Origin of the sequence: Prosthecobacter sp., from assembly GCF_044373815.1 — a bacterium.
Classification (GTDB): domain Bacteria; phylum Verrucomicrobiota; class Verrucomicrobiia; order Verrucomicrobiales; family Verrucomicrobiaceae; genus Prosthecobacter.
Genome location: NZ_JBIPNG010000566.1, coordinates 1 through 3,817, shown reverse-complemented (window position 1 = coordinate 3,817; position 3,817 = coordinate 1). Strand labels below are relative to the sequence as shown.

5 protein-coding genes are annotated in these 3,817 nt (G+C 58.8%); all 5 read left to right on the top strand.

The genetic code is table 11. The annotated features are described in order from the left end of the window. The coding region (locus tag ACIREA_RS28285; RefSeq protein ID WP_397385670.1) for a hypothetical protein at positions 1 to 309 on the top strand (309 nt) is incomplete at its 5' end. A gap of 35 nt (positions 310 to 344) precedes the next feature. Further along, entirely contained in the window at positions 345 to 1,835 is a 1,491-nt protein-coding gene (locus ACIREA_RS28280) for an Hsp70 family protein (protein ID WP_397385669.1), read from the top strand. A 25-nt stretch (positions 1,836 to 1,860) separates the two neighbouring features. Beyond that, positions 1,861 to 2,193 carry a hypothetical protein gene (locus ACIREA_RS28275; protein WP_397385668.1) on the top strand — a complete coding sequence of 111 codons (333 nt, stop codon included), beginning with the start codon at positions 1,861 to 1,863 and terminating at the stop codon, positions 2,191 to 2,193. A gap of 33 nt (positions 2,194 to 2,226) precedes the next feature. Then, positions 2,227 to 2,931: a pseudouridine synthase gene (locus ACIREA_RS28270; RefSeq protein ID WP_397385667.1), complete on the top strand. Its 705-nt coding sequence runs from the start codon at positions 2,227 to 2,229 to the stop codon at positions 2,929 to 2,931. Positions 2,932 to 3,037: 106 nt separating this feature from the next. Then, the coding region (locus tag ACIREA_RS28265) for a polysaccharide deacetylase family protein (protein WP_397385666.1) at positions 3,038 to 3,817 on the top strand (780 nt) is incomplete at its 3' end.

Below are 3,817 nucleotides of genomic sequence, written 5' to 3'. Positions count from 1 at the left end.
ATCGACCTCATTGACGCCCTGGTGGCCCGCTACGCCGGGGCAAATGGCAGCGACGTGCCGCAGCAGCTCGTCACTCTCCGCGCCTCATTCGAGGATATTTTGCACCAGCACGGGGTGACCGAATTTGACGTTTCGAGTGGCACCGAAGTCGACATTGAGCTGCGCAAACGCATTGCCGTCGTGGATTCGCTGCCCGGCAAGTCAAAACCCCGCGTCACGGAAAGCTGCCGCTCCGGCTTTATCTTCTCGCGTGGGGAGGGACACGAGATTATCCTGCGCAAAGTGGAGGTCCGGACCTCCAGCCAGTAGCACCGCCTCCGGAAAATTTTCTCACACACATTGTTATGGCTGAATACGTTGGAATCGACCTTGGCACCACCCTTTCGGGGCTGGCCTACCTGAAACCTGATGGCAACCCGGAAATCGTGCCCAACGCCGACGGCGAGCGACTGACGCACTCCGTGGTGTTCTTCGATTCGCATGAAGATGTGAAGCTCGTGGGCAGCGCCGCCCGTGACGGTGGCGAACCCGATCGCACCATCTTCCAGATCAAACGCTACATGGACGACCCGGAGCATCTGGTCGAGATCGACGGCAAGAAATGGACGCCGGCGGAAATCTCCGCGCTGATCCTCTCCAAGCTGAAGCGTGACTGCTCCAAGATCTGCGGAGACATCACCGAGGTCGTCATCACCGTGCCGGCAAACTTCAACGAACTGGCCCGCAAGAGCACCATCGCAGCCGCTGAAATGGCAGGCATGAAGGTGAAGCGTCTGGTGAACGAACCGACGGCGGCGGCGGTTTACTACGCCCATTCCCAAGGCGTAAAAGGTCGCATCCTCGTGTTTGATCTCGGCGGCGGCACTTTGGACACGACGATCCTTGAGGTCGAAGGCGACAACATCAAGATCCTCACCTCCGAAGGCGCCCGCCATCTCGGCGGCAGCAACTTTGACGACATCCTGCTCGAAGCCTATGCCGAGCAGTACAAGAAGCAGACCGGCGCTGCGCTGTACACCGACGAACGCCACCGCCGCCGCGTGCTGCAGGCCACGGAAGACGCGAAAAAGATGCTCTCGAAGCTCCAGCGCGTGAACGACACCGTGGCCAATGACCAGAACAGCGGCATCGCCCGCATCGACCTGAGCCGCGATCATTTCGAAAAGCTGATCCGCCACATGCTCACCCGCACGGTTTTCCTCGTCGAGCAGGCGCTGGACTCCGCGAAGCTGAAGACCTCCGACATCGATCACGTGGTGCTCGTGGGCGGCTCAACGCGCATTCCGAAGGTGAAATCCATGCTGGAAAAGATGTTCGGCAAGACGCCCAAATCCTGCGGCAACGTGGACGAGTGCGTGGCGCTCGGCGCAGCCTTGTTCGCCAAAAAATCATCGCGCATCCAGGAAGTCTGCAATGCGAGCTACGGCACGCTGGCGATGGTGTACAATGCGAAGACGAAGGAAGAGAAGCTGATGAACTCCATCGTGATCCCCAAGAACACGCCGATCCCATGCTCGCGTACGCAGGTCTATCAGACCTCCGAGGACAACGAGCGCGTCATCGAAGTGGACATCACCCAGGGCGAGGATGAAGACGCGAAGTTCGTCGATGTCATCGGTCGCCTGACTCTGGACGTGCCGCCGAACCGCCCGAAGGGCTGCGAAGTGGCCGTGACGTTCAGTTACGATGAAAACCAGCGCGTGCGTGCCCTCGTGGTGGACAAGCAGTCCGGCCGCAGCAAGGAAGTCGCCGTGACTTACAAGGGCGCAGGCGTGCTCTCAGAGGAAGAATTGAAGCGCCGCAGCCAGCATCTTCGCGCCATGCGCATCGAATAAACGGTCAGTCACAGAAGGAACCAACATGATGTTCAAGATCCTCAAATCGCTTTCCAAGTCTCTCGGTGGCTCCAAACCCGCCGCTGAACCCAAATCCACGGCCAAGGAGGGCAGCCTGCTCGACAAGGTCAACAAAGGAGCTCCCGCCGCCGCCAAGGTGGAACCTTCCAAAACTCCCGAAGAACTCTGCGGCATCACGCCCAAGATGCCCAAGGACGAGATCAAGGCCCAGCTGAAGATGCTGTTTCGCCGCTACAACCGCAGCGCATCCAGCTTGGATGCCAAACTGCGCGGCGAGGCGGACCAGATGCTGGATGCCATCGTGCAGATGCGTGAGAAGCACTTCGGAGAGATTTGATCCTGCCACAGCAGGCGGGAATGGAGTGACGGCATGAAACTGGACCGACTCATCGCCGGGTATGAGGCCATGGGACGTCAGGCCGCCCATCTTGCCATCGCCGCACGGCGCGTGCGGGTGGATGGAGTGTGTGTGACGGACAGCCATCATCCGGTGGATCGCTTCACCTTGGTGGAGTTGGATGATGCAGTCGTGCAGGCTTCGGAAAGGGCGCTGTATCTCATGCTGCACAAGCCGGTGGGCATTCTCAGCGCCACGAAGGATGATCAGCACCGCACCGTGGTCGATTTGATCGACGATCCCGACAAACACACGCTTCACATCGCCGGGAGGCTGGATCGCAGCACCTCCGGTCTGGTCCTGCTGACAAACGATGGCCGCTGGTCCAAACGGTTGATGACAGCAGAGGAAAAGGTGCCGAAAGTTTACCTCGTCGAAACTCTAGATTCCATTTCACCAGACGCAGTGGAGGCCTTCGCACGCGGCTTTTACTTCCACACCGAAGACATCACGACACTGCCGGCCGAACTCGTCCTTTTAGGTGGGAATCAAGCCCGGCTGACGCTGCATGAAGGGCGCTATCATCAGGTGAAGCGCATGTTTCACCGTGTCGGCAATCGAGTCATCAACCTGCATCGCGAGAGCATTGGCACCCTGACCCTGCCCGCCGATCTGCCGCCGGGAGCATGGCGGGCGCTGGCACCTCAGGAGGTTCTGACTGCAGCGGGAGATGGCTGAGCTCCTCTAGTCGTCAGATTTCTGGCAGTTGTTTGTTTTTCAGAAAATCCAGCTTTCGCAGATGAATTTCACCCCTTAATCTCCACTCCTTGTGATCCCCCCACGCATGTATCTTAGCATTTGGTTTGGCATCATGTTGGCAGGCCAGTCGGGCTGTACAACACAAAAGGCTGCAAAGCCGGACAAACTCGCCATTGAAGAGGCGCGCAAAGCGCTGCCGCTCGCCGAAGAGAAGCAAAAGGAAAAGGAAAAGGAAAACCCGCTGGTGAAGCGGCTGAACAATCCTTCCACCATGCCCGTGGTGCCGCCTGCGGGCGTGCGCCTGTCGTATTCCTCCGTCAAAATTGAGCAGAAGACGCTCGCGATGACCTTTGACGACGGCCCGCATCCAAGCCTGACCCCAAAACTGCTCGACATCCTCAAGGAGCGGAACATCAAATGCACGTTCTTCCTCATTGGCGCGCAGGTGAAGATGTATCCCGCCATCGTGCGCCGCATCATCGAAGAAGGCCATGAAATTGGCAATCATACCTGGACGCATTGCAGCCTCACCAGCCGTTCGGATGAGCAGATCCGCAGTGAGTTGAAAAAGTCCGAAGACGCCGTCTTCGAAGTGGCCGGGGTGCGTCCGCATCTGGTGCGTCCGCCTTATGGAGCCATCAATACCCGCATCAAAAACCTGATGTTCACCGAGTTTGGCTACTCCACCATCATGTGGTCGGTCGATCCGCAGGACTGGCGCCGTCCGGGTGTGGCTGCCGTGACCAGCCGCCTCGTCAATGGTGCGCATCCGGGTGCCATCATGCTCTCGCATGACATCCATCCGCCCACCATCACCGCCATGCCGGCGATGTTCGACCAGCTGCTGGCCAAGGGGTATCAATTT